Origin of the sequence: Pseudomonas sputi, assembly GCF_021603585.1 — a bacterium.
Taxonomy (GTDB): domain Bacteria; phylum Pseudomonadota; class Gammaproteobacteria; order Pseudomonadales; family Pseudomonadaceae; genus Aquipseudomonas; species Aquipseudomonas sputi.
This window is the reverse complement of sequence record NZ_BQHI01000002.1, coordinates 156,199-174,094: the sequence shown is the minus strand read 5'-3', so window position 1 is coordinate 174,094 and position 17,896 is coordinate 156,199. Positions and strand designations below refer to the sequence as shown.

General features: G+C 57.5%; 20 protein-coding genes and 1 tRNA gene. 10 read left to right on the top strand and 11 right to left on the bottom strand.

Annotation, left to right across the window (positions count from 1 at the left end; all coding sequences use genetic code 11):
• Positions 1-2: 2 nt before the first annotated feature.
• The 3 genes from flgB to L6D81_RS03350 all read right to left on the bottom strand — a co-directional run bounded on the left by flgB (position 3) and on the right by L6D81_RS03350 (position 2,457).
• On the bottom strand, positions 3-410 hold the full coding sequence (gene flgB, locus L6D81_RS03360; RefSeq protein ID WP_007960328.1) for a flagellar basal body rod protein FlgB: 408 nt from the start codon (positions 408-410) through the stop codon (positions 3-5).
• Positions 411-649: 239 nt separating this feature from the next.
• Positions 650-1,477, bottom strand: coding sequence for a protein-glutamate O-methyltransferase CheR (gene cheR, locus L6D81_RS03355; RefSeq protein ID WP_007960327.1), 828 nt, complete (start codon positions 1,475-1,477; stop codon positions 650-652).
• A gap of 47 nt (positions 1,478-1,524) precedes the next feature.
• Positions 1,525-2,457, bottom strand: coding sequence for a chemotaxis protein CheV (locus L6D81_RS03350; protein WP_007960326.1), 933 nt, complete (start codon positions 2,455-2,457; stop codon positions 1,525-1,527).
• Positions 2,458-2,539: 82 nt separating this feature from the next.
• Between L6D81_RS03350 and flgA the strand changes: the two genes are divergently transcribed.
• From flgA to L6D81_RS03330, 4 genes are all read left to right on the top strand, one after another.
• A complete protein-coding gene (flgA, locus tag L6D81_RS03345) occupies positions 2,540-3,301 on the top strand; it encodes a flagellar basal body P-ring formation chaperone FlgA (protein ID WP_236177891.1) in 762 nt (253 codons plus the stop codon).
• 206 nt (positions 3,302-3,507) lie between these two features.
• A complete protein-coding gene (flgM, locus tag L6D81_RS03340) occupies positions 3,508-3,834 on the top strand; it encodes a flagellar biosynthesis anti-sigma factor FlgM (RefSeq protein ID WP_236177890.1) in 327 nt (108 codons plus the stop codon).
• A gap of 48 nt (positions 3,835-3,882) precedes the next feature.
• Entirely contained in the window at positions 3,883-4,350 is a 468-nt protein-coding gene (locus L6D81_RS03335) for a flagella synthesis protein FlgN (RefSeq protein WP_236177889.1), read from the top strand.
• Between the two features lie 95 nt (positions 4,351-4,445).
• Positions 4,446-5,192, top strand: coding sequence for a flagellar brake protein (locus L6D81_RS03330; protein ID WP_236177888.1), 747 nt, complete (start codon positions 4,446-4,448; stop codon positions 5,190-5,192).
• Positions 5,193-5,252: 60 nt separating this feature from the next.
• Here L6D81_RS03330 and L6D81_RS03325 read toward each other — a convergent pair whose 3' ends face one another.
• The 4 genes from L6D81_RS03325 to L6D81_RS03310 all read right to left on the bottom strand — a co-directional run bounded on the left by L6D81_RS03325 (position 5,253) and on the right by L6D81_RS03310 (position 10,440).
• The gene (locus tag L6D81_RS03325) at positions 5,253-6,617 is read right to left on the bottom strand and encodes an MFS transporter (protein ID WP_236177887.1); all 1,365 of its coding nucleotides are present in this window, start codon (positions 6,615-6,617) and stop codon (positions 5,253-5,255) included.
• A 68-nt stretch (positions 6,618-6,685) separates the two neighbouring features.
• A complete protein-coding gene (locus L6D81_RS03320; RefSeq protein WP_236178105.1) occupies positions 6,686-7,927 on the bottom strand; it encodes a glutamine synthetase family protein in 1,242 nt (413 codons plus the stop codon).
• Positions 7,928-8,146: 219 nt separating this feature from the next.
• Entirely contained in the window at positions 8,147-8,839 is a 693-nt protein-coding gene (locus L6D81_RS03315; protein ID WP_236177886.1) for a sensor histidine kinase, read from the bottom strand.
• A complete protein-coding gene (locus L6D81_RS03310; RefSeq protein WP_085745116.1) occupies positions 8,836-10,440 on the bottom strand; it encodes a tetratricopeptide repeat-containing response regulator in 1,605 nt (534 codons plus the stop codon). Before L6D81_RS03310 ends, L6D81_RS03315 begins: the two co-directional genes overlap by 4 nt.
• 275 nt (positions 10,441-10,715) lie before the next feature.
• Here L6D81_RS03310 and L6D81_RS03305 point away from each other — a divergent pair, with 275 nt between their 5' ends.
• A complete protein-coding gene (locus L6D81_RS03305) occupies positions 10,716-11,168 on the top strand; it encodes a tail assembly protein (protein WP_236178104.1) in 453 nt (150 codons plus the stop codon).
• Positions 11,169-11,183: 15 nt separating this feature from the next.
• On the opposite strand, the gene L6D81_RS03300 is transcribed toward L6D81_RS03305, so the two are convergent.
• A complete protein-coding gene (locus L6D81_RS03300; protein WP_236177885.1) occupies positions 11,184-12,626 on the bottom strand; it encodes a hypothetical protein in 1,443 nt (480 codons plus the stop codon).
• A gap of 216 nt (positions 12,627-12,842) precedes the next feature.
• On the opposite strand from L6D81_RS03300, the gene L6D81_RS03295 reads away from it, so the two are divergent.
• Positions 12,843-13,460, top strand: a complete 618-nt coding sequence (locus L6D81_RS03295) for a recombinase family protein (RefSeq protein WP_236177884.1) — start codon at positions 12,843-12,845, stop codon at positions 13,458-13,460.
• Between the two features lie 126 nt (positions 13,461-13,586).
• Positions 13,587-14,120, top strand: a complete 534-nt coding sequence (locus tag L6D81_RS03290) for a hypothetical protein (protein WP_236177883.1) — start codon at positions 13,587-13,589, stop codon at positions 14,118-14,120.
• A gap of 149 nt (positions 14,121-14,269) precedes the next feature.
• Here L6D81_RS03290 and L6D81_RS03285 read toward each other — a convergent pair.
• Positions 14,270-14,346, bottom strand: a tRNA-Arg gene (locus L6D81_RS03285).
• A gap of 285 nt (positions 14,347-14,631) precedes the next feature.
• Between L6D81_RS03285 and L6D81_RS03280 the strand changes: the two genes are divergently transcribed.
• Entirely contained in the window at positions 14,632-14,859 is a 228-nt protein-coding gene (locus L6D81_RS03280) for a hypothetical protein (protein ID WP_236177882.1), read from the top strand.
• 20 nt (positions 14,860-14,879) lie between these two features.
• Positions 14,880-15,059 carry a PA3371 family protein gene (locus L6D81_RS03275; RefSeq protein WP_236177881.1) on the top strand — a complete coding sequence of 60 codons (180 nt, stop codon included), beginning with the start codon at positions 14,880-14,882 and terminating at the stop codon, positions 15,057-15,059.
• Here the strand turns inward: L6D81_RS03275 and phnN are convergent.
• The gene (gene phnN, locus L6D81_RS03270) at positions 15,034-15,603 is read right to left on the bottom strand and encodes a phosphonate metabolism protein/1,5-bisphosphokinase (PRPP-forming) PhnN (RefSeq protein WP_236177880.1); all 570 of its coding nucleotides are present in this window, start codon (positions 15,601-15,603) and stop codon (positions 15,034-15,036) included. The genes L6D81_RS03275 and phnN overlap by 26 nt on opposite strands.
• 389 nt (positions 15,604-15,992) lie before the next feature.
• Between phnN and L6D81_RS03265 the strand changes: the two genes are divergently transcribed.
• Positions 15,993-16,319, top strand: a complete 327-nt coding sequence (locus tag L6D81_RS03265; RefSeq protein ID WP_003178899.1) for an Arc family DNA-binding protein — start codon at positions 15,993-15,995, stop codon at positions 16,317-16,319.
• Positions 16,320-16,432: 113 nt separating this feature from the next.
• On the opposite strand, the gene mgtE is transcribed toward L6D81_RS03265, so the two are convergent.
• Positions 16,433-17,875: a magnesium transporter gene (mgtE, locus tag L6D81_RS03260; protein WP_134023773.1), complete on the bottom strand. Its 1,443-nt coding sequence runs from the start codon at positions 17,873-17,875 to the stop codon at positions 16,433-16,435.
• Between the last annotated feature and the right edge of the window lie 21 nt (positions 17,876-17,896).

Here is a 17,896-nt window from a genome sequence, read left to right as displayed (position 1 = left end):
GATTACTCTCCGCGCAGGGCTGACACCAGCCCTTTGAATTTGCTGTTGAGCAGGGTGAAGCTGGCCTGGAAGCCGACGGCGTTTTCCGCGTAGTTCGACTGTTCCAGCTGGGCGTCCACGGTGTTCTGGTCGATCGAAGGCTGCATCGGCGTGCGATACATCAGCGACTCGTCGCCATTGCCCAGGCCTTCAGCTTCGATGTGACGGCTGTTGGTCATGTTCAGGGCTATGGTGCCGTTAGCGTTCTTCTGGCTCTGTGCTTCGAGCACTTTGGAGAACTCCAGATCCCGCGCCTTGTAGTTCGGGGTGTCGGCGTTGGCGATATTGTTGGCCAGCACTTCGGCACGCTGGGCGCGGAAGCCCAAAGCCTTTTCGTGAATGCCGAGCGCTTTATCGAAGCTGATGCTCATGTCGGGAACCTTCAGGTGACCGGATTTTTCGTAACTGGGCTATAGCAAGCGTCGTGCCAGTTTGAGAAAGCCCCGGATTACGGGGCTTTGCGCGGAACCGGCAACGCGGCAATGCCAGAAAAGCGGCAACCGGTTTCCGCCGGATGCCGCTTTTCTGCCGCCACCTGCCACCGGCAAAACCTTCAGGCATAAAAAAACGGGAGCCCCTGAGGACTCCCGTTTCTTGTGTCGCCGGTGTTTCACTTCGCCTGGTAGATGATCCCCGGGCTGCACTGCACCATCTGGTAATGATCCGGCAAACCATTCAGCGCTTCGGAAGCGCCAAGGAACAGATAACCGCCGGGCTTCAGCGTGCTGTGAATGCGCAACAGGATGTCCTTCTTCACCTCGGCGGAGAAGTAGATCAGCACGTTGCGGCAGAACACGATGTCGAACTTGCCCAGACTTGCATAACTGTCGAGCAGGTTGAACGAGCGGAACTCCACCCGGTTCTTGATCGGCGCCTTGATCACCCAGCGCCCCGGCCCTTTTGGGTCAAAGTAGCGCTGCAGACGATCGGCGGACAGACCGCGACCAATCGCCAGGCTGTCGTACTCGCCGGTCTTGCAGTTGGTCAGCATGCTGCCGGACAGATCGGTGGCGACGATCTGCACGCCCATCTTCAACTGACCGATGTTGGTCCGCTCGAACTCGTCGATCGACATCGACAGCGAATAGGGTTCCTGACCCGACGAGCAGGCTGCCGACCAGATCCGCAGACGCTGGTTGGGAGCAGCCTTGATCGCTTCGGGCAGCACCTTGTTCTTCAAGACTTCAAACGGATAGGTGTCGCGAAACCACAGGGTTTCGTTGGTCGTCATGGCATCGACCACCTGCTCGCGCAAACCGCTGCGCGGCTGGGTCTGGATGCGCTGAACCAGCTCACCCAGGGACTTGATGCCTTGCTGCTCCATCAGTTTGTTGAGACGGCTCGACACCAGATACTGCTTGTTTTCACCGAGCAAAATGCCACAGGCTTTTTCCAGGAAGACCCGGAACTGTTCGAAATCCAAATTACCCGTAGACAAATGATGCCGCCTCTTAAATCGTGTTGAACGCCAGGGGCAGAAGGCCCTTAGCTGATGTCTGCTGCTTTGATCCGGTCGACTACCCGGGATGCCAGGTCATCAGGACGGAACTTGGCCAGGAAGTCATCGGCACCGACTTTCTTGACCATCGCCTGATTGAACACACCCGACAACGAAGTATGCAGGATGATATGAAGCTTTTGCATGCGAGGGTCGCTGCGGATCTCGGCCGTCAGGGTGTACCCGTCCATCTCCGGCATTTCGATGTCGGAGATCATCATCAGGAACTCTTCTTCCGGCTTCTTGCCCTCGTCGACCAGCTTGCGCAGGTAATCCAGCGCCTGCTTGCCGTCGTTCAACGCCACCACTTCGACACCGACCGTCTGCAGGCAACGCGTCACCTGCTTGCGCGCCACCGACGAGTCATCGACCGTCAGCACCCGCAACGACAACGCCTTGCTCTGGGTCTCGACATCCACCACGCCGACCGAAATCGCTTCCGGGGTCGGCGCGACTTCCGCCAGCACCTTCTCGACGTCGATGATTTCGACTAACTGATTGTCGACCCGAGTCACAGCGGTCAGGTAATGATCGCGTCCGGTGCCCTTGGGCGGCGGATGAATCTCTTCCCAGTTCATGTTCACGATACGTTCCACCGAGCGCACCAGGAAACCCTGAGTCTTGGTGTTGTATTCCGTGATGATCACAAACGGACTGTTCTTGTCTTTCAAAGCACCGGAGCCGGTCGCCATCGCCAGATCAAGGATCGGAATGGTCGCCCCCCGGATATTCGCCACCCCGCACACGACAGGACTGGACTTGGGCATCAGCGTCAGTTGCGGGCACTGCAGCACTTCCCGAACCTTGAACACGTTGATCCCGTAGAGCTGCTGACCGTCGAGACGGAACAACAACAGCTCCAGGCGATTCTGCCCCACCAGTTGCGTGCGCTGGTTCACCGAATCCATTACACCAGCCATGCCCAGACTCCTACACCAACGCCAAGTGTTGTTGCGACGCACATTCATTGCTAAACGGCACGGCGCTTGCTTTTTAACTCGTATGAACGCTCAAACGACATTTTTCCGACGCCTGACATCTCCCCTCCGCAGAGGGCTTTGCGCGATGTCCGCCGTTTGCCTGTTTTTCGCTGGCAGCCCTGCCATTGCTGATGCGGTTACCTTGCCTGACATGCTTATCGGCGTCACTCAGGGCTTTCTTGAATTCACCGTAGAAGACTATCTGGCCACCAGTCAAACGGAAGGCCGATATGAAATCGAGGTCAACCAGCTCGATCCACGCATGCGCATGCCTATGTGCGACAAGGAATTGACAGCGACACTGGAGAGTCCGGCACGTCCTCTGGGCCGTGTCACGGTCAAGGTCCGCTGCGAAGGCGCCTCCCCCTGGACGGTGTTCGTGCCCGCTCAAGTCCGCCTGTTTCGCGAGATTGTCACCACCACGCGGCCACTCAAGCGCGCCGGCATTATCGAGCCCCAGGACGTGACCTTGCGCGAGCGCGACGTCAGCACGATCAACCAGGGTTTCCTGACGTCGGTAGATGAAGCCATCGGGCAGAAATTGACCCGACCAACGGTCGCCGATCAAGTCATTACCCTGGTGCATCTGGAACAGGCGGAAGTGGTTCGCAAGGGCGATCAAGTGGTGATCATCGCCCGCAGCGGCACCCTCGCCGTCCGGATGCCGGGCGAAGCCCTGTCCAACGGTGGCCTGAAAGAACAGATTCGGGTGAAAAACCTCAATTCCCAACGGGTTATCAAGGCGCAGGTGATCGCGCCCGGCCAGGTGGAAGTGGCCATGTAGCGGTAATGTGAGCGGCAGGATGAACGGATATTTGAAAAGCCCCTGAGTACTCAAGCAGAAAACTGGCGCTGACCAGAGCTGTTCCCTAAACTGTGCCGCAGCAGGATCTGCTACGGCGCATGCAAGCTCATTGCTAAATGAGCCTAAAGTTTTCCAGGGGATGGCCGAGAACATGGCAAGCGTCCAAATTCCCAGAGGTTTTTAACATGGTCATCGATTTCAGCCGTTTGAACAGCTCCTCGTCACTTACGGGCAGTACACGTACCAGCAACGCCAAGGAAACCGCCGAAACCGGCACCTCCGCGCCGCTGAATACCCCGGCCGAACAGGCCAGTACCGCAAAAAGCGGGGAATCGGTACACCTCAGCAATGAGGCTCAACAGTTGCAGAAGATCACTGACAAGCTGCGCGATCAGCCTGCCGTCGACAAGGCCCGTGTGGACGAGTTGAAAGCAGCGATTGCCGATGGCAGCTACAAGGTCGACAGCAACCGTGTAGCCAGCAAACTGCTCAACTTCGAAGCCCAGCGCTAGGCCTCGGTCAGCGCCAGGCTTTTGGACGCTTAAAACCCAAGGCCAGCCATGCACGACACTAATTTATTGCAACTGATCATCGACGACTTTGCTCCAGCTCAACAATTGCTGGAGTTACTGCAAACCGAGTCCCTCGCCTTGCACGGTCGCGACATGCCTTTGCTGGAAGAGATTCTGGCGCGCAAGCAGGCATTGATCATTCTGCTCGAACAGCATGGCCGCAAACGCAGCGAAATCCTCGCCAGCCTCAATCTGTCGATCGATCGCGCCGGTCTGGAACAACTGGCCAGCCAGTCGAGCATCGGCGACCAGTTGCTGAGCCAGAGTGATGTCCTGACCGATCTGATCGCCCAGTGCCAGGCCGCCAATGCCAGAAATGGCCAGTCGATCGTCATGCAGCAGGCCGCCACGGCCAATCAGCTGAAAATCCTCACCGGCGGCGAGCCACCCGCGCTCTACGATGCCAGTGGCACCTTCTCCAAACTGCAGAAACCACGCGCGCTCAGCCAGGCGTGATGCTTTCTTCCATGCTTGCGCCCTATCAACGTGCGAAACATGCTGGCAAAATACTGGCCAGCCGTAGTCAAATTTTGTCTGGAGATTGATTTAACGTGTCCAACGTCCTCAGCGCGGATGATGCTCCGCAGCCCCCAAAGGTGCTCACTACACCTCTGGAAATCTCCAGCAACCTGCGCCAGCTGCAAGAAAGCCATGATCCACTGATCATCACCTTCCACGAGCGCAGCCAGCGCTTCCAGAGTTACTTGATCAAGGTTGACCGGGAAACCGCCACGATTGCCCTGGATGAAATGATCCCGCGCGATGGCGAACGTTTTCTGCTCGCCGGCGAGCCATTCAAGGTTGAAGGTTTTCATGACGGTGTGCGCATTGCCTGGGAATGCAACGGCACACTTAAAATCGAAGAATCCAGTGGCGATCGCTTCTACACCGGCGACCTGCCCGCCGAAGTGGTTTATCACCAGCGCCGCAATGCTTTCCGCGCCGCCCTGAAGCTGACCGACCTGGTCAGCGTCGAACTGGGTGGCGAAAAACTCAAGTCGCCTATCGGCGGCAAACTGCTGGATATCTCGGCCACCGGCTGCAAACTGCGCTTCGAAGGCGACATCACCGACCGTCTGCAACTGGGCCAGGTCTACGATCGGCTGATCGCCGCGCCGCTGTTCGGCAACCAACCAGCCTCCGTCGAATTGCGCTACCTGCACTTCGAAGAAAAACTCAACATCACCTTCGCCGGCCTGCGCTTTCACAACATCAGCGGCCCGGCGGCGCGCAACGTCGAGCGCTTCGTTTACCAACTGCAACGCGAAGCGCGTCGGTTCGATAAAGACGACCTCTGATCGGCAGGCATGAAAAAACGGGCAGTCACTGCGGTGACTGCCCGTTTTTTTATGCCTGAATCACGGCCTGGCGGGGCTGATGTCCGGCCCCTCACCTTCGATTGTCGAATCGGTTGGTGCGACAGGTTCTGGCTCGGGTTCAGGTTCAGGCTCCGGAGCGACCGGATTCTGCATCTGCTCCTGCACCACCTGCTCATCAACCCGCGGGTCAAGCGCCGCCACCAGCGGTGAACTGGACATGCTGTCCGGCATCGCCACGTGATGCAGCGGCGCATCGTCGACCTGGTGCAGATTGGTCACGGCTTTCGGCCGGATCCGCCACACCAGCACCAACGCGAAAAAGGTGAAGAACGCGTACAGGCTCTGCGGCCCGAACAGTTTCATCAGCACGCCGGCCGCCAGCGGCCCGACACTGGCGCCCACGCCGTAAGTCACCAGCAACATCGCCGTCAGCGACACCCGACGCTCGCCTTCGACGTGGTCATTGGAGAACGCTACCGCCAGCGGGTACAGGCAAAACTGCACCAGCGAGCAGAGGAAGCCGACCACGAACAGCACCTCCAGCGGCACTTGCGGCAGGATCGCCAGCGGTAATGCAGCGACCGCCAGGAACAGCGCAAAGCAACGGATCAGCAGCGCCCGGTCATAGCGGTCGGACAACCACCCCAGCGGCCACTGCACCACGAGCCCGGCAAAAATGCAGCTCCCCATGAACAGACCGACCTGTTCGGTGGACAGCCCCTGCTGCGAGGCATACAGCGGCGCCAGGCCGTAGAACGAACCGATGATCAGCCCTGCCCCGAGCACCGTGCTCAGCGACTGTGGCACGCGCTTGATAAAGAAGCGCGGCTCCATCGGCGCCGGATGCAGCGGCGCCGGGTGAATCCGTCGGGTCAGCGCCACCGGCACCAGACACAGAGCGAAGCACAGCGCGACCAGCATCAGCAGTTCCAGACCAAGACCCGGGTGCATGACCAGAATCAGCTGACCCAGCACCAGCCCCAGATACGACGCGATCATGTAGCCGCTGAACACCAGTCCCCGCTGATTGGCGTCGGCCTGCTCGTTCAGCCAGCTCTCGATGACCATGTACTGGCACATCATGCCGAGGCCGACGATGGTCCGCAGCACCAGCCAGGCCGGCAGCCAGTCCACCAAGCCATGACCGAGCACCGCCGCGCCGACGATCCCGGCACACGCCGAGTAGGCCCGGATATGCCCGACCCGGGCAATCAGGCGGTGACCGATCTTGCCGCCCAGCACCAGACCGAAGTAGTTGGCCGCCATCAACGCACCGACCCACAACCCGTCGACATCGTCGGCAGCCAGACGCAAAGCCAGATAAGTAGAAAGAAGGCCCGAGCCGATCAACATCATCAGCGAGGCGAAATACAGCGCTCGAAAGGATTTCCAGATTTGGCGCATCGGCGTTCCGAGCGGCTCCTTGCAGTAAGTATCGGGCTATCAAACGATAGCCCGACGGCGACATTTCGTCAGGCCTGGGCTGCTAGAACACGGCGTTCCCAGGGAGTGATTTCATCAAAGAAACTGGTCAACTCCATGGTCTTCGAAGCGATGTAGCCTTCGATGAATTCCGTGCCGAACAGTTCCTTTGCAAGCTGGCTGCGTTTCAGACGCTCGAGCGCCGCGTGCAAGGTACACGGCAGCGAAAGATTGTCCGGCACTTGGAACTCGCCCTGAATCGCTTCGCTTGGTTCGAGTTCATGCTCGATGCCGTACAAGCCGGCGGCCAGGCTCGCGGCAATCGCCAGGTACGGGTTGGCATCGGCCCCCGGCAAGCGGTTCTCGACCCGACGCGCGACCGGCGAACTGGCCGGAATGCGCAACCCGGCGGCGCGGTTGTCGTGGGACCAGCAGGCGTTGTTCGGCGATGCAAACGGATGGCACAGCCGCTGATACGAATTGACGTTCGGCGCAAACAGCGCGGTGAAATCAGCCATGCCCGCCTGCTGCCCGCCAATGAAGTGGCGGAACATCGCGGTCGGCTGACCGTCGGCGTCGCTGAACACATTCTTGCCGCTGCCGATTTCGACGATGCTCTGGTGAATGTGCATCGAACTGCCCGGCGTGTGCGCCAGCGGCTTGGCCATGCACACCACGGTCAGACCGTGCTTGAGCGCGACCTCCTTGAGCAGGTGCTTGAACAGGAAGGTCTGGTCGGCCAGCAACAGCGGATCACCGTGCAGCAGGTTGATCTCGAACTGGCTGACGCCCATTTCGTGCATGAAGGTGTCGCGCGGCAGACCAAGGGCCGCCATGCATTTATAGACTTCACTGAAGAACGGCCGCAGACCGTTGTTGGAGCTGACGCTGAACGCCGAATGACCGTCCTCGCGACGGCCGTCGAGACCGACTGGCGGCTGGAACGGCTGGGTCGGGTCGGTGTTCGGCGCGAACACAAAGAATTCAAGTTCGGTCGCCACCACCGGCGCCAGACCGAGGGCTGCGTAGCGGGCAATGACCTTCTTGAGCTGACCACGGGTCGACAGGTTGGAGCTTTCGCCGGTCAGTTCGTCGGCATCACAGATGGCCAAAGCGCGCGGTTCCTGGCTCCATGGCAAAGGATGGATCTGCGCAGGATCGGCCACCAGCGCCAGATCGCCGTCATCGCTGCCATAGAACTTCGCGGCGGGATAACCGCCCATGATGCATTGCAGCAGCACCCCCCGGGCCAGCTGCAAACGCCGCCCCTCGAGGAAGCCCTCGGCGGTCATTACCTTGCCCCGTGGCACGCCGTTCAAATCCGGCGTGACACATTCAATCTCATCAATGCCCGTCAATCGCTGCGCGAGTGAACGCTGGCCATCGGTTGTCATGACGCAATCCTTGTTATTGTGCGAGCCGCGAACGGCGACCCGGACAAAATAGGCTTCGGCTGTTCGGAATATCAAGCAGCGGCCAACAAAAAGAATGCCGGTCGATGAATCCGTGATTCAGGGCAGGTAAATACTGAACACACCACCGCCCAACGGGCCGCCATTACGGATTTCGGTACGTCCGCCTACACCGTTGCGCTGATGCAGCGCAGCGATGCGCCCGGCGAAGTACAGACCAAGGCCAGTGCTGCCACTGCTGTGGTTGATGCCCTGCACATAATCGGACTGGCGCTCAAGCATTTGGGCCGGGTAACCGTCGCCGTCGTCATTGATGCTCAGCACCAGTTGCCCGGCTTCGTCGCTGACGGTGATCAGCAGCGATTCACGGGCGTAGCGGATCGCGTTGTTGATGCAGTTGCCCAGCACCGAGGCGATCAGCTCACGATCGAAGAAGCCCAGCGGACTGAGCGGATCGACTTCGTAAGTGGCGATGATGCCACGGCTGGCGAACACGTCCTGATGCGCCGCCAGTTGCGCCTCGATGAAGTCGTCCAACTCGTGATAGGCCGGTTGCAACGGCATCTGATTGACCCCGAGCTTGTACAGCCCGAGCAACTGCACCAGCATGCCGTTGAGATGGGCGAACTCGAAGTCGATCACGCCCTGCTCCGGCCCCTGGCGCTGCGCTTCGGGCAAGCGCGCCAGCCATTGGCTGTGGGCCTGCATCAGCATCGCCAGAGAGTTCTTCATGTCGTGCACGGTGGAGGCGATCACCGTGGAAAAATCCAGTGCCTGCTCGTCTTGGTTCATTCGCCAAACGCCTTGCTTTTCAGCTTCTGATAACGCGGATAACGCGCGTCGGTATCGGGCATCATGCCCACCAGTTTCAGGCAGGCCCGACATTCTTCCAGCTCCGCCGACGGCACATTGGTGTCGGTGCCGTGCAGCAGCGACTGAGCCATGTTCAGCGCAATACTGATGTTCTTCGGTTGCATCTTCAGCGCCTTGCGGAACACCTCGCGGGCCTCCACCAGGTTGCCGGTCTTGTACACGCGCACGCCCTGCCGGTTGAGGTCGGCGGCGGCGTTACTGGAGCTGAGAATAGTCGGGTCATCGGTGAGCTTGGCGATGTCTTTCATCACCGTCGGGTCATCGCCGTAGATTTCCGCACAGCTCTTGAGCATCGACGTGCCCGCCTCTGCCTGGCCGAGCATCTGCAATTGCTTGGCGACCAGCAACGCGGCCTCAGGGCTCATGAACTGCTCCATGCCGTCCAGGCGCATCAGCGCTTGTTCGGTGAGCTTTTCGGCGGTCTCGGCATCGTTGAGCAACAGACTTGTAGCCTTCATCAGACGCGCGCGAATCTGCAGGCCCGGATCGGTCGGGTTTTCTTTCGCCACTGCACTCAGTGTGGTGTTGATCTCCAGCCGCGTACGGGTATCGAGCCCGCGCTCGCTGCCCTTGCTGATCAGCGCGTGGGCCAGGCCCAGATTGCTTTCCGGATCCTTGAACCGCGATTGCGCGCCCTGATTCACCGCCTGGCGATAAGCCCGGGAAGCGGTGTCGAAATCTTCGTTGGCCATCGCCAGCTTGCCCAGCAACGCCTGACGGCGCACGGCCAGCGGCGACAGGCGAATCGCTTCCTCCAGCACCTGCTGCGCGCCTTTGGTGTCGCCTTCGGCGACCAGCACATCAGCCATGCCGTCATACAGCGCCGGCATCATCGGGAAGACTTTCAGGGCTTTTTCGTACACGCCCTTGGCCTGACTGACCTGACCGCGCTTGAACAGCAACTTGCCCAAGCCGGCAAACGCCCACGGCAACGGCCGGTCGGCGATGATGCTGTCGTAAAGGCGCTCAAGCGCTTCGTTCTGGTTCATGTCGCGCAACGCATCGGCGCGATAGCGCAGGCACAGCGGCGAATAACGGATGTCCTGCTTGCACAGGGCGATGCAGGCGTTGAGCACCTCGACCGGTTTGCCGCGGTCGAGGGCTTGCAAAATCGGCTTGAGCAGGGTCTTGCGCTGCTCCAGACGCTCCAGGCGCTGAGCCAGGCCGGAGCGGTTGAACGGCTTGGTCAAGTACGCGTCCGGCTCGTGCTCCAGGGCACTGAGTACCATCGCCTGACTGGTTTCGGCCGTGACCATCACGAACACCGCTTCGTGGCTGATCAGCTTCTCCATCATCAGGTCTTCCAGCACCTGCTGACCGTTCTTCTTGCCGTCACCGAGGTGGAAGTCCTGGAGGATGAAATCGTAGGACTTCTGCGCACACATTTTCAGCGCCTGCTCACCGGTGTCGGCGGTGTCCACATCCTTGACGCCCAACTCGCGCAACATCGAACGCACGGAACTGCGGAAATCCGAGAAATCATCGACGATCAGAAAACTCTTTTGGTGATACGACAGCATCGAGGATTTCCAGGCAATTGAAGAAGATGGACCATTTCCAGGCGCGCAGATGATAGCCGCCGGCCAAATGCTATCAAGCGATTTCGCGCGACTCTGTAGTCACCGAACGGGTTATCGGCCGGATCAGCGGTTCTCTTGAAGCCGGGGTTCAAGATTCGTTGCGCAGGGATTAACCTGCGCGGCGGTTCTCACCTTCCAACGGCAAAGGATTCATCGTGTACATCAAGGGACGCTACATCGTGTCGGCCTGTGCGTTGCTGTTTTTTCAGCAGGCACTGGCGAGCGCAATGGACTGCACAAAGGCGGCGAGTGTTGTGGAGAAGGGTCTAGAGTTCGCCGTGTTCCGGAATCGGAAGAACATCGGCGAGAAGGAATTGAAGCTGGGTGGAGCTCAAGAGATCCGGATCGTCCCAGTGATCGCCGGCAGCAAACGCGCGGGCCTATTTCAAACTGTGCTCGGAGTTGTTTTGATTGCTATGAGCTCCGTAACGAATGGCGCGACCCTGGCACCAGGTATCGCGCTTGCAGCGGGGGGCGTCATCCAGATGCTAAGTCCTCAGGCTACTGGCCTGAAGCAAAGCACATCTCATGAGAACGCCCCGTCCTATGCATTCGGCGGCGCCAAGAACACTACCGCCAGCGGCAACCCGGTCGCGATCTGCATCGGCGTACGCAGGTGGGGCGGGATTATTATCTCGGCCTCTATACATGCTGAAGACAAAATTTAAGCTGCCCCCCAATTATTAAGTACATTTATCAGCATTAAAAAGAGCAAGGAGCCGACTGAAATAATCTTTATCAGATAAACCTATTTCACTTCTCAAGCGCTCTACTAGCTTTTCAACATCCTGTTCGTTGCAGTTTTCCATACTGTGATAAATTTCCAGCGCATGAGCTACCGCCTCGTCAGTTCGGCGCTCCTCAGCTAGGCGAAAATCCTCAAGAATTTGAGCGCTTCGCTGAGGACCAACCTTACGACTAGCAGCGGCAATTTCTTTTGACATAAGTTCAAGCGGCGTTCTTTCGATACCAGCTATAGAGTCAAAATACTCTACAGCACCAGAGTCGATAATCCGAACCTGAGGCGCGACATGCAGCAAAAAAGAAGGCACCTGCGCGATACCAGGGCTCACAATATCTATCGATCTTTTTGACGAAAACTCCAGCCATCCTTTAATCACCTCATTTACATGATGATCACCGAACCCATAACCAACGCAAACCAAGTTAGTTAAAAAATTTATATTCGATCTAAAGTGATTCAGCATTGATTTTGGCAGGACCTGAGAGCCATGCTCATGAAACTTACGAGCACCGGAAAGCAAACTCCGGCGTAAGAACTGCATTTCGCCATCTGAATCCGCATAGGCGATTTCATTTAAAGCTCTCGCTATCCCCCCTGGAGCGCCTGGCGCAAGGTAAACCAGTTCCTCATTCGCAGCCTTCAGAACAGAGATCACGGCCTCTGGCGTTTCCTCGTCAGGGACTAGCTTCAACAAATCATTCCCATCGTTGAATGCGAACAAATCAAGAGCGCCATGAAGTTTCAATAAGTAAATTCCCTTCTCACCAGGATTTGGAAAATTCATCGCGCCATGATCAAGCGTCTGCTGATCGATAGTCTCGACTTTTATGTACCCTATTATTTCCCCCTCACCATTTCGGCGAGGCAACTTCATATCGCTGGAATTCAACCCTGAGAACAGAGGAATAGAAAATTTCTTTGCTATCATTTCAATGATCGAATCGTGATTTAGCGAAAAAACCCATAAAGGCGTATTTTCTTCGTACAGGTGCACAACCCCCCGATAGAATTCCAAATTTCTAACAATAAAATCAGCGCCCTTGACGTGCTTAAAGTAAAGCGTGTAATAAATCATCTGTACAAGCCATGCGTACAGCGAGTGATAATCAGAAGATAAGGATCGCTGCCTTCTAGACTGAACTTCCAGGTAGCCTAGAATGCTTTCATAGTGCAAATCGTCCCTTGCCAAGACAGATATAAAATCCTCTATAACTTCGTCCGCATGACCACCACCCTCCTCTTTCCAACCGGCATTAAAGCGCTTTAGCTTTTCAACTGTTAACCAGTTTTTTAGCTCTGCCGTAAGCTCCCAAACAAGAGGCATACTGACGTTATAGGAGGCTCCCGCGCCGAGAAACAATCCTGTTAATTTTCGCTCCATCACTCCCCCCAGTTACAAAGTTCAACGCCGGCCCGCCAAGGCCTGCAAAAGGCACAGGTAGTATCCAAGATCGAAGCTTAGGTTCCGAGCATAGTTTTTGCGTATGCCTGAGCTGATACGCGTAAATTCGCGTTTATTTGCGCATTCCACTTAATAAGTGACACTCATAGTGCAACAGTATTAGTAGAACACCCTAACTGATACGGACAGCACATCATGTTCATCCGCGCATACCTCCGAGCATCGACCGAAGAGCAGGACGCCGGCCGCGCCCGGGCATCGCTCGAGCAATTCGCCACCGACCACAACAAGGTGATAGCGAGCGTGTACTTGGAGAACGCCAGCGGCGCCTCGGCAGATCGGCCTGAGCTGTTGCGCCTGCTCAAAGATGCGCGCAAGGGTGACGTCTTGTTGGTGGAGTCGATAGACCGCCTCTCACGCCTTCCTGTGGAGGATTGGCAGAAGCTCAAGACTGCGATCGACTCCAAGGGGCTGCGCATTGTCGCGCTCGATCTGCCAACGAGCCATCAGGGGATGCAGGACACCAAGGGCGACGAATTCACCGGGCGGATGCTGGGCGCCATTAACTCGATGCTGGTGGAAATGATGGCCGCCATCGCCCGCAAGGATTACGAGCAGCGCCGCGAGCGTCAGGCTCAGGGCATCAAGAAGGCGAAGGCGGCTGGCAAGTACCAAGGCCGCCCAGTCGACATCGATTTGCACAAACGAGTGAAGGAGTTGCTTGCTGCCGGCTTGGGAATCAGAGCAACAGCGAGACACGCCAATTGCTCCACCACTACAGTTCTCCGAATTAGAGATTCATCGGAACGTTGAACGACCACTTATCTTGGCCAAATTTGACCAATGCCATCAAAGTGCTAGCGTCAATGGTTCCGCGCGTATCGAACGCAGGAGCGGACAGCACGCAATTGGCCTGTCATTGGCCGAGGGAGAACAACTATGGGTCTTGAGTACAGGGATATCGATGCTCGCTCACGCGAGCATATGGTCCAAGAGATTGAAGCGGACATTCGCACGGATAGGCTTTTTACTAGCAAGCGCCTGACTGAGGAGGGAGTGCAAGCCTGGCCAGAACTGCTGAAAGTGGCCGCAGCTAATCATTCGGATGACTGGCTAGCTGATCAAATAAGAGCTCGTCGGCTGATGAAAAGCCAAGAGCAGAGAGCCAAGCCAAAAGGTGGGTTCACGTTGGCACAAGTCCCACATAACGCACCGGAAACCCTCGCAGAAGGCGAATTCAACCGCTACTTCGTCCGAGGCTTGTGTCTCAAGGCAATCGAAGAACAAATCCCCGAGCTGGTAGCTTATCGCGCAAAGCACTCATCGGCGCCCCGTCCAGAGTCAGAGGCGGTGATAGGAAGAAGATTTGCACCCGAGCAGTTACTTGAGGATATTCGTAACTCTCCAGGCGTAGAGCCGGCTTTGGGCGTTCCTCCCGGACCTAACTCAGGGATATCCGTGAAAATCCCTTAATTCACGAATCGATGTCCGATACAAAAAAGCCCCGACAGGCCTTTACCTGAGCGGGGCTTTTTAATGCCTGAAGCAATCCATTTGCACCCACTCTGCACCCACGGGGTTTTTACGGTGAGAGCTTAAATCGCTAAAGGCCTTGATTTATATGGTGTCCCAGGGCAGGTTCGAACTGCCAACCTTCCCCTTAGGAGGGGGATGCTCTATCCAATTGAGCTACTGGGACACAGGACTGTCGGTGCGACAGACGGCGTGCATGTTAACGGCAGGGCCCTGTTTTGTCATGTCGTCCGCAGGGCTTTTTAAGTGTAGGCAGGCGCCCTGCAAGAGTGCCGGACGTTTTACCGTGCAATTTGCACCATCGCGAAAAAGCCATCATTGCAGAATGCAATGCCCCCTCTTCGAAAAGCCATTCTAAATGCTTGTTTTTAAAGGACTTAACAGCGGTTAGACTATTGGCACGACGGCTGCTTTATCGGTTCTTATACAAGAACAATCGGAGACTCGTCTCATGAACAGCGCCCTCGTGTTCGCAAACGCAATCGCACTGGCCGCCCTGGTGGGCTTTCACTTCGTCCCCGAGGACAACGAGAGAGTGGCCGCGCGCATGCCGCATTACCTGCAAGTGCAGAAGGCGCCGCAATGGGCGGTGTTGAGCGACCAGAGCTTCGCCCCGCAAGCGGTCAGCGAGTCTGAACAAGCGTTGCCGGCGAATTCGACTGAACGTCTGGTTTTTTGAAATATCTTCAGGAGTACAGCATGTCCAAGTCAGCTGCAGGATTTCTGATCCTCGCCTTATTGAGTGGCCTCGGGCATTTCTCGCTGTTCGAGGAAAGCGAAATATCCCTGCCCCTGATCGGGTGCGGCGTGTTTTCGGTGATGTTCGTGTTGGCGCTGGTGGCGGGGCGCAAGATCAAGTTTGATCCGGTATTGCGCTGAACCTGACCAGCTCCAGCAGATGATTGACCGCATCCGCGAGGTCACCCGAATTGTCGATCAGATGCACAGGGCTGTCAGTTGAACGCCTGTCCTTGAAGAGCGCGTTGCGGGCCAGCCTCGCATCGACCTGCTCACGCGTCTCCCGGCCACGCCGGAGCAGGCGCTCACGCAAGACGTTATCTCGCACCGTCAGCAACACCGGCACCAGGGTCGGGTAGCTTTCCAGCGCTTGCCTCAGGTTCGCCCGAGAGCCGTTCACCAGGACGTGTCTACCGGCTTTCAACCATTGATCCATTTCCACCGGAATCCCGTAGGCGAGACCGTTGGCCTCCCACGCCAGCGAAAACTTTCCTGCGCGCTGGCAGTGCTCGAACTCCTGCGGCGTCACACCGATCGCATCCTCGCCCACGGATTCGGCCGAACGGGTAATGACCCGGCGCATGACTTCGCAGTTCAGCGCCCGCAAGTGTTCACGCGCAGCCTCGATGAGACTGTCCTTGCCGGAGCCAGAAGGTCCCATGAGGTAAATCAGCCTGCCATCCATCCTGAAAACGCCCTCCGGCAGGCATTTGCCCCTAGTAAATCGGCCATTTGCCACTATCCTGTACAAGGTAAGGAACAACGATTCAACCCGCATAGCATGCACGTTCAGGAGTCTTCGGGCATCAGTCGACGTGCTTCAGGACGCGGTCAGCGATACGGGCCGATGCTTTCTTTTCAAACCAGTCCGCATTTCTGATAATTGGTGCTGGCATTACGCCTTTACCCGGATCAATATTTGTCACAGAATTGACGCCAATGATCTGGCAATTTTGAGGCATGATGCGCGCCTCTTAACAATTCAGGTTGAACCATTTGGCGCGGATGCTTGTCCTAGAACACATCCTGCGGCCAATCCCGAGAACCGCTCCCCTGAACTAACCGGTTAAATATATGCGCCCATTGAAACAGGCAATTTATTCCAGCCGTACGGCTGACAAGTTCGTCGTACGTCTGCCAGACGGAATGCGTGAACGCATTGCCGAGGTGGCTCGCAATCATCATCGCAGCATGAACTCCGAGATCATTGCGCGCCTTGAGCAGAGTCTTATTCAGGAAGGTGCACTGGGCGAAGAGCTGAGCATGCGCCTGGACAGCCCCGAGCTGTCGCTGCACGAACGCGAACTGCTGCAACGCTTCCGCCAGCTCTCCCATCGCCAACAGAACGCGCTGGTTTCTCTGATCGCCCACGACGCCGAAATGGCCGCAGACGCATCCTGAGCCAAACCGAACACCTCAAGCCAGCATGAATGCTGGCTTTTTTTTGCCCGCAATTCGGGTTTGCCAAGGATGAAAAAAGCCCGCCAATCGGCGGGCTGTTTCAATGCTGTCGGTCAGAGCAGGAAGATCGTCGCCAACCCCAGGAAGATAAAGAAGCCACCACTGTCGGTCATGGCTGTAATCATCACGCTGGCGCCCATCGCCGGGTCGCGCCCCATCTTCGCCAGGGTCATCGGGATCAACACTCCCATCAACGCTGCCAGCAGCAGGTTCAACGTCATGGCGGCGGTCATGACCACGCCCAGCGACCAGCTGCCATAAAGCAAGTAAGCGACCACCCCGATCACCCCGCCCCAGACCAGGCCATTGATCAACGCGACGGCCAGCTCTTTGCGCATCAAGCGCGAGGTATTGCCGGTGCTGACCTGGTCGAGCGCCATGGCGCGAACGATCATGGTGATCGTCTGATTGCCGGAGTTGCCACCGATGCCCGCCACGATCGGCATCAGCGCCGCCAGGGCCACCAGCTTCTCGATCGAACCTTCGAACAGGCCGATCACCCGCGATGCGACGAACGCCGTGATCAGATTGATCGCCAGCCACGCCCAGCGGTTGCGCAGGGATTTCCAGACCGAAGCGAAAATGTCTTCCTCTTCACGCAGACCCGCCATGTTGAGGACTTCGCTTTCGCTCTCCTCACGAATCAGGTCGACCATTTCGTCGATGGTCAGACGGCCGATCAGCTTGCCGTTCTTGTCGACCACCGGGGCAGAGATCAAGTCGTAACGTTCGAAGGCCTGAGCGGCGTCGTAGGCGTCTTCGTCCGGGTGAAAACTCACCGGGTCACTGGCCATGACTTCGGAAACCTGCTTCTCCGGATCATTGACCAACAAACGCTTGATCGGCAGCACGCCCTTGAGCACGCCGTCGTAGTCGACCACGAACAGTTTATCGGTATGGCCCGGCAGCTCTTTGAGGCGGCGCAGGTAACGCAGAACCACTTCAAGACTGACATCCTCACGGATGGTCACCATCTCGAAGTCCATCAGCGCACCGACCTGCTCCTCGTCATAGGAGAGCGCCGATCGCACACGCTCGCGTTGCTGCTGATCCAGGGTCTCCATCAGCTCATGGACGACGTCTCGCGGCAGCTCGGAGGCCAGGTCAGCAAGTTCGTCGGCATCCATGTCCTTGGCCGCAGCCAGGAGCTCGTGATCGTCCATGTCGGCGATCAGCGTTTCACGGACGGAATCGGATACTTCGAGAAGAATGTCGCCGTCGCGATCAGCCTTGACCAGTTGCCAGAGCGTCAGACGATCATCCAGCGGCAGGGCTTCAAGAATATAGGCGACGTCGGCGGAGTGCAGATCATCGAGCTTGCGCTGCAACTCGACGAGATTTTGCCGGTGGACCAGGCTCTCGACCCGGTCATGATGCGGGCCTTCCTGGCGATGAGTCAGGTCTTCGACAACCCGCTGGCGCTGCAGCAACTCGACGACCTGAGCCAGGCGATCCTGCAGGCTTTCCTGTGTTTTCTTTACTTCGATTTCGGACATAGGCGAACTCCACTCCCAGCA

Bases quoted from the DNA above. Each gene is read 5' to 3' on its own strand.
- flgB (WP_007960328.1), bottom strand. From the start codon at position 410: ATGAGCATCAGCTTCGATAAAGCGCTCGGCATTCACGAAAAGGCTTTG.
- L6D81_RS03350 (WP_007960326.1), bottom strand. From the start codon at position 2,457: ATGGCTGGTGTAATGGATTCGGTGAACCAGCGCACGCAACTGGTGGGG.
- flgA (WP_236177891.1), top strand. From the start codon at position 2,540: ATGAACGCTCAAACGACATTTTTCCGACGCCTGACATCTCCCCTCCGC.
- flgM (WP_236177890.1), top strand. From the start codon at position 3,508: ATGGTCATCGATTTCAGCCGTTTGAACAGCTCCTCGTCACTTACGGGC.
- L6D81_RS03335 (WP_236177889.1), top strand. From the start codon at position 3,883: ATGCACGACACTAATTTATTGCAACTGATCATCGACGACTTTGCTCCA.
- L6D81_RS03325 (WP_236177887.1), bottom strand. From the start codon at position 6,617: ATGCGCCAAATCTGGAAATCCTTTCGAGCGCTGTATTTCGCCTCGCTG.
- L6D81_RS03320 (WP_236178105.1), bottom strand. From the start codon at position 7,927: ATGACCGCCGAGGGCTTCCTCGAGGGGCGGCGTTTGCAGCTGGCCCGG.
- L6D81_RS03315 (WP_236177886.1), bottom strand. From the start codon at position 8,839: ATGAACCAAGACGAGCAGGCACTGGATTTTTCCACGGTGATCGCCTCC.
- L6D81_RS03310 (WP_085745116.1), bottom strand. From the start codon at position 10,440: ATGCTGTCGTATCACCAAAAGAGTTTTCTGATCGTCGATGATTTCTCG.
- L6D81_RS03300 (WP_236177885.1), bottom strand. From the start codon at position 12,626: ATGGAGCGAAAATTAACAGGATTGTTTCTCGGCGCGGGAGCCTCCTAT.
- L6D81_RS03295 (WP_236177884.1), top strand. From the start codon at position 12,843: ATGTTCATCCGCGCATACCTCCGAGCATCGACCGAAGAGCAGGACGCC.
- L6D81_RS03290 (WP_236177883.1), top strand. From the start codon at position 13,587: ATGGGTCTTGAGTACAGGGATATCGATGCTCGCTCACGCGAGCATATG.
- L6D81_RS03280 (WP_236177882.1), top strand. From the start codon at position 14,632: ATGAACAGCGCCCTCGTGTTCGCAAACGCAATCGCACTGGCCGCCCTG.
- L6D81_RS03275 (WP_236177881.1), top strand. From the start codon at position 14,880: ATGTCCAAGTCAGCTGCAGGATTTCTGATCCTCGCCTTATTGAGTGGC.
- phnN (WP_236177880.1), bottom strand. From the start codon at position 15,603: ATGGATGGCAGGCTGATTTACCTCATGGGACCTTCTGGCTCCGGCAAG.
- L6D81_RS03265 (WP_003178899.1), top strand. From the start codon at position 15,993: ATGCGCCCATTGAAACAGGCAATTTATTCCAGCCGTACGGCTGACAAG.
- mgtE (WP_134023773.1), bottom strand. From the start codon at position 17,875: ATGTCCGAAATCGAAGTAAAGAAAACACAGGAAAGCCTGCAGGATCGC.